The sequence below is a fragment of the Chitinispirillales bacterium genome, assembly GCA_031254455.1.
Classification (GTDB): Bacteria; Fibrobacterota; Chitinivibrionia; order Chitinivibrionales; family Chitinivibrionaceae; genus WRFX01.
In genome coordinates this window covers 1-6,521 of record JAIRUI010000110.1, presented here as the reverse complement: position 1 = coordinate 6,521, position 6,521 = coordinate 1, and the positions used below count along the sequence as shown (strand labels likewise).

The following is a 6,521-nucleotide window of genomic DNA, read 5'->3' as shown; positions in this document are numbered from 1 at the left end:
TTCGGTCTTCGGTCTTCGGTCTTCGGTCTTCGGTCTTCGGTCTTCGGTCTTCGGTCTTCGGTCTTCGGTCTTCGGTCTTCGGTCTTCGGTCTTCGGTCTTCGGTCTTCGGTCTTCGGTTACATGATTTCAAAATAATAAAAACAAAGGAAGTTTCTATGCAAAACAAGCAACTGTTTCTAAAAACAGCGGCGATTCTTGCCGTCGCCGTAATTTGTGTGTTCGGGCAAAATTCAAAAATCGGACCTTTCCAAGCCGGTCCGCTTACGTGGCAAATTCAAAACAGCGTACTTACCATTACTGGAGAGGGAGATATGCCAAATTACGGCGAAACTGGTTCTCATGCAGCCCCATGGGCGCAGTATAAAACACAAATTGCCGTAATAGAAATAGGAGACGAGGTAACTTCCATCGGCAGCGCCGCTTTTTACGAACATTCATATACATTTGTTGTGAATATCGGAAAGTCGGTTAAGTCAATCGGCGCAAGCGCTTTCTATAATTGCAGGTTTATTGAAGGATTAATTCTTCCAAACTCCGTCGAAACAATCGGCAGAATGGCTTTCAACAATTGCGACTTTTTAGCAGGAGAACTTATTATTCCAAATTCCGTTACATTAATAGACGACAACGCTTTTACCGCATGCAGTCTGTTGACTAAACTTACCTTGGGCAGCTCTGTGGAGACTATAGGTAAATTGGCGTTTAACGGCTGCAAAAGACTAGCGGGAGATTTAATCATTCCCGAATCGGTCAGCCAAATCTACGCCGGCGCATTTTTTTCTTGCGGCAAATTAACCGGAACATTAACCGTTCCTAATGCAACAATAGGTATGGAAGCTTTCGGTCGCTGCGGATTCAGCAGTGTGACTTTGGGTGCAAACGTACCTTCAATCGGCGTCGGCGCATTTTATTATTGCAATAATTTGACTTCGTTTAATTACAACTGTATTAACGCCGATTATACTTATGACGACTACGAGGAGCGGACTGACGAAGGGTTATTTAAGGGCTCTTACAATTTAACACAACTTAATATAGGGGACGGAGTAACAAATATACCTGGCAATACTTTTTTGTGGTGCCGTAATATTAAAGAACTTGATATTCCCGCATCCGTTACCGAAATTGGCAGTACCGCTTTTTGGGGCTGGGAAGGTTTAACTAAAATTACCAATAGAGCGCCGATGCCGCAAACAATAGTTTCGGAAGCGTTCAAAGATGTAAATATGTCGAATGTTAAGCTGTATGTTTCGGCTGAAGCGCTTGGTTTGTACCAGACGACGAATGTCTGGAAAAACTTTGACGTGGCGGCAATCGGCAGTGAAGTTTATATTATGAACAGAGTTGCGGCGAACAAAATAGTTTCAATTTCCTTTGCCGGTATAGAGAACGGACAGATAAACGTAAATCTGAAAGCGGGAGAATACGTCGCCGAACTTTACAACATTCAGGGACGTCTTGTAGGCAATGTAAACATAAACGCAACACACGGCGTAAATGCCACCAGACTGAAAACAGATAATCTTGGCAATGGAATGTTTATTCTGAACGTCAAGCAGGCGGGCGTGTCGGTATTGAAACAAAAGATTAAAATCTGACTACGTAATTGTTTTCGTTCAGGGCGAGATTTAGTTCTCGCCCTGAAAATCTCCGTTCCTTTTTATACTTCGATAACCTCGACTATTTCCGGAACGACTTCGCGAATCGCCGCTTCCACTCCGTTTTTTAACGTCATTTTCGCCATCGGACAACAGCCGCAGCGTCCCTGAAGTTCAACGCCTACAACCCCGTTTTCATACGATACGAAACGCACATCCCCGCCGTCCGCCTGCAAATGAGGACGAACTCCTTCAATCGCTTCTTTAATTTTTTCTTCCGTGGTACCCATCATGTAACTCCTTTCGCATTTTCATTTCATATTGTCACAATCACACTTGCCTTCGGGTGTTTCGCCAAGCGCTTTTATATACCGTTTGTAAAAATCTATTCTGTCGACAACTCTGTAATCGCTTGAAGTGATTCCATTGCATTCCAAACCGCCGTTTATAATAAAAATCGCCATACCGAATTTTGATTTATCACGTCCTTTGGCGATGTCTTCGCCGCTTGGGTTCCACGTTCCTGCATATACCTGATGACAACTCGGTTTCGGTACTTGCGGTGTCATCCAAAACCAAACAGCTGACATAAACGCCAACGTAGCGTCTTCCGGTTTTTTGGGACAAATAGCGTCTGGATTGTCAAGTAAAATTTGTTTGTCGCCGTATAAAAATTCACTCAACTGTCCGTAATTGTAATTCCAAGAAATTTGTATGGGACCTCTGCCGTGATACGATTTTCCCGGCGCAGGGGGATAACTTTTGTTTCCCCCGTCAATATAACCAAGCGAATTGCCGCCATTTTGCCAAGCAACTTCTTCACGCCAATATAAGCCCCAAGTTTTCGTCTTTTCTTCAGAACCGCCGCCGGTCGTTTCGTGTGAAATATTCCCCAAAAACGCCGCAAGCTCCTGTTTTCTTACACTCAAACTCCCCTCGCCGCAAAATGCGGCGTAATCAATTTTACCGACTTTTATTTTTGTTTCCCAATCGTCATAATCGGCAGGCATCTTAAATGTTCTCTTTACGCCGGTTTTTTTATTAGTCCATTCGATTTTTTGATACCCGCCCATCGGCATTCCGTTATTATCGCAAGCCCATTCCAAATCAAATTCTATCTGTCCTAAAGAATCAATCGCTTTTAACAACGAATTGTACGTAAAAAAGTCGTAATCGCCATCGGACTGTAATTTCAGAATTTGCGACGGATCGCTCGGAAGCGGATTGTTTATATAATTCCCGTAACCAAGCCCATACCTGTTCGGGAAAAACTCGTTGTATTTGTTTTCATCCATCAATTGCGAGAAATTTTCACTAAGAAAGGAGATGTACACTGCCGAATTCATTCCGCCAAACGCGCTTATCGAAATATTTTTTGCGCCCAAATTTGTAGCAATAACCGATAATGTAAAATCAACTCCACTCCCTCTTGTTTCTACAGATATCATCGTTCTTGAATTTACAAGTCCGCCGACTTCAAACTGTCCGTTAAACGACGCGGCAATACGTAAATCACCGCCGTTGTGCATAATTTTACCGGTAAAATCAGTTCCTCTCCCCCCCCCTGCACCTTTAACATTGAGCAAATAAACGCCGGCGGCAACGTTTGAAACGGTTACGCTCGTTTGGTTAATTCCGGTCAATTTGTCGGCTGAAATTACTCTTCCGTTAATTCCGACAACTCTAATTTCGCCGTTTTTGTAATCGTTTGGCGAAAGCGAAAGAAAGTGCCTACCCTGCTGGGAAATTAATCTTGCCGATGAAATTTTCTTGTTTGCAGAGTTATTTTTTATAGCGTTTCCATTTTCTACCGCTCCAAGCGGTAAAATAAGCGTATCGCGCTCTTTTGCTTTGAGTTCGACTCTTTTATTATAATTATTTTCTCCTCTAATGTCGATAACGACATCATTTTCCGAATAAACCGGAATAAACGCGGTATCTGTCGGAAGCGGTTTGGCAGAAAGATTTATATTTACCAAAATCGGTAATTCTTCGTCAATTTCCTTCCAAACGTCATCCTTTCCCGGCTCCGCGCCTGCATTTGCGTACCATTCGTTTCTCCAGTTTTTCCCGTTATGCGAGACTTTTGTATATTGTATCGGATATGATTTGTTCTTATCCCACGCCGGAAAATTTACCGGGTACTCCTTAAGTTTTGCCGTAAAAGCGGTATCGTTGTATCGACCGTTTTTGGATATTACCGAAATTTTTACGTTCATCTGCGAGTTTATCCAGTTTATAGAAACATTTTTTTCCTGTCCGCCAACCGTATTTTCGGTTTGCGAATAACCGCCGGTTTCGTTCTTGAACGTAACATCGGCATCGACATTTGTTTTCAACGAAAAATCGAAAGCGAATACCGAATATGCCATCCAAATCAAGAAAAATAAAAAATTCGTTTGTTTCATAAAAACTCCCTATTTTATATTACATTTTGAATTTACTTCATTCCTGAGAAATTTGCTTGTTTTTGTAATATGTATCGATACAAAATATTATTTTAAATGCGATAAAGTAATCGTTAGGAGTAATTATGGATAAATTCTTTCCGGCGCAAAAACCGCCGAAAAATTTGCAAAGTCAAAACATTCCGCAATTCGTAACAATAGGATTCGACGATAACGAAAGAAGCGGCTTAACCGTGCAAAAAGGAACAGAAGGAATGAAATGGGCGGTTGATGCCTTTGTAAACCGAAAAAATCCCGACGGAACAAATTGTTCCTGTGCGTTCTATTTTACTTCATCTTATATTACAAGCGACGAAGCGGAAGAACCGACGCATTTGGTGAAAAAATCATGGAAATACGCTTTGGATAAGGGTTGTGAAATCGGCTGTCACACGCATTCGCACCCTGACGGCGCAAAATTCGACGTTGACGAATGGCTTATTGAAATGAATAAATGTATAAACACACTCACTCAAAAGTATGAAGAAGGAAGCGACAGCGATAATACGGGAATAGGAATCGCAAAGAGCGAAATTAAATCGTTCAGGACGCCGTTTTTATCTTATAACGCAAATACGCTGAAGGCGGCGGAAAAGATGGGTTTTGTCTATGATTGTTCTTTGGAAGAAGGTTTTCAGGACGAGCAGGACGGAAGAAATTTTTATTTCCCTTACACTCTCGATTCCGGAAGCCCAGGTAATAAATTCACACATTCGCAAAATCCGGAAATAGAAGAAGTCGGCTGTCATCAAGGAATTTGGGAAGTTCCCGCCTGCGCCGTTATCGTTCCGCCGGACGAATTATGCGAAAAATACGGAGTTGCGAAAGGTTTGCGGAAAAAATACGCCGAATTGCAAACATATTTTAACGAAGCCGACGGAAAAATTACAGGATTTGATTATAACTGCTGGGTTGAATTTCAAATGACCGCCGACGAGTTTCTCGCTACGATGAAATACACGCTTGATTTACGGCTTTCGGGCAACCGTGCGCCGTTTGTTTTGGGCGGACATACGGGAATTTATTCGCAGGATTACGACAGCGAGCCGACTGTAAAAGTTTCGGAACAGGAACGCAGAAGAGCGATTGAAGAATTTTTAGATTATGCGCAAACCAAGCCGGAAGTTTATATCATTTCGCCGATTAAAATTATTGAATGGATGAGAAACCCGAAAGAATTATGAAAAAAACCGCAATAATTTTAATAACGGTAATTTCTATCGCATTTTCGGAAACGTTTCCGCTTATATCGTCGTTATCGGAATCCGGATCAATAGTAAATACTACGTATTTCAATGCTGGAGCGGCGTTTCCGACAAATTCAAGCAGCATGTCGCTTAATCCGGCAGTTCCCGCGGCGTGGCATTACTTCTCGCAAAACAAGGCATCGATTTTCGGTACATATACCGCTTCAGGCAACCGTGAATTTGATTTTTATAAAACCGGCGGCGGCGGTTCGCTTGCATTGGGAAAAGGAAAATACGTCGGCATGGAATACAATCTGAGGAACGAAAACAATAGCCGAAAATTCCACCGAGCGACAATATCTTACGGTTCGTTGATAGACGACAATTTTGAAGACGATCCGCTCTTTATCGGAGCTAATATTTCTTTCTGCGGTTTCAACGGGAGTTTGCCAAAAAGCGGATTACTGCCGATAAGAAAAGATACGGTCTCACACGGCGCAAATTATTATTTTTATGATAGTTTTGTGCGAGATGTTAAAGCAAGATACAACGCAGTTTCTACAGATTTGGGTTTTTATCAGTCCGGAACCAAAAAGGTGCTTTCGTGGGGAATTACGCTTGAAAATATTTTGGGTTGTTCTTGGACGTCCAATAACCCGCACCTTCAATCGAAATTGACGCCGGAAATTCTTTTAACGTCTGATTCAAGCGTGATAACGATCAACTACGATTCGACATATTACGAATTTTCCGAGAAAGAAACAATCGGCTTTCTAAACAAAAAATACAATGATTTTTTGTTGGCGGCAAATGTTTCGCTTCCTTTTGCAAATAATAAAGTACTTCTTATGGTTCCGTTAGATTTACGATTCTGGGGATTCATGAATAAAGATTTACGTAAATCCACTAAATTAAAACATCGTACGGAAGTTCATAGCGGAGCCGAATTACAATTAAATCATATAATTTGCGGCAGATTCGGCTGGGCTTGGATTCCGGAAATTTACAAAACATTTGAAAACGGACAACTGGATTATACTGGGTGGAAAAATCATTTTAGCGGCGGACTTGGTATAAATATCAAAATGGTTTCTATCGACATGTTTTTCACGAAAGATTCTTGGGGCGGCGGTTTGTCGTTTCAACTATAATTTATCTTTCTTTTTATATTTTCCATTTTTTCTTTATATAAAAAAGCATGAGAAAGGTCTTGACATAATAAGGTAATAGAAATTATATTACGTGTTGTTAAGTTGGTTTACTTTTAGAATTATAATGTTATCGTAAT

At 41.4% G+C, this 6,521-nt stretch carries 5 protein-coding genes; 3 read left to right on the top strand and 2 right to left on the bottom strand.

All coding sequences use genetic code 11. The annotated features are described in order from the left end of the window. Positions 1-156 precede the first annotated feature (156 nt). The gene (locus tag LBH98_08645) at positions 157-1,599 is read left to right on the top strand and encodes a leucine-rich repeat protein (protein ID MDR0304816.1); all 1,443 of its coding nucleotides are present in this window, start codon (positions 157-159) and stop codon (positions 1,597-1,599) included. Between the two features lie 62 nt (positions 1,600-1,661). Here the strand turns inward: LBH98_08645 and LBH98_08640 are convergent, their stop codons facing one another. After that, positions 1,662-1,892: a NifU family protein gene (locus LBH98_08640; GenBank protein ID MDR0304815.1), complete on the bottom strand. Its 231-nt coding sequence runs from the start codon at positions 1,890-1,892 to the stop codon at positions 1,662-1,664. 18 nt (positions 1,893-1,910) lie between these two features. After that, positions 1,911-4,007 carry a hypothetical protein gene (locus LBH98_08635; protein ID MDR0304814.1) on the bottom strand — a complete coding sequence of 699 codons (2,097 nt, stop codon included), beginning with the start codon at positions 4,005-4,007 and terminating at the stop codon, positions 1,911-1,913. A gap of 125 nt (positions 4,008-4,132) precedes the next feature. Between LBH98_08635 and LBH98_08630 the strand changes: the two genes are divergently transcribed. Both LBH98_08630 and LBH98_08625 read left to right on the top strand, forming a co-directional pair. After that, complete coding sequence (locus LBH98_08630) at positions 4,133-5,230, top strand: polysaccharide deacetylase family protein (GenBank protein MDR0304813.1); 1,098 nt, start codon at positions 4,133-4,135, stop codon at positions 5,228-5,230. Further along, the gene (locus LBH98_08625) at positions 5,227-6,384 is read left to right on the top strand and encodes a hypothetical protein (protein ID MDR0304812.1); all 1,158 of its coding nucleotides are present in this window, start codon (positions 5,227-5,229) and stop codon (positions 6,382-6,384) included. Before LBH98_08630 ends, LBH98_08625 begins: the two co-directional genes overlap by 4 nt. Positions 6,385-6,521: the final 137 nt, after the last annotated feature.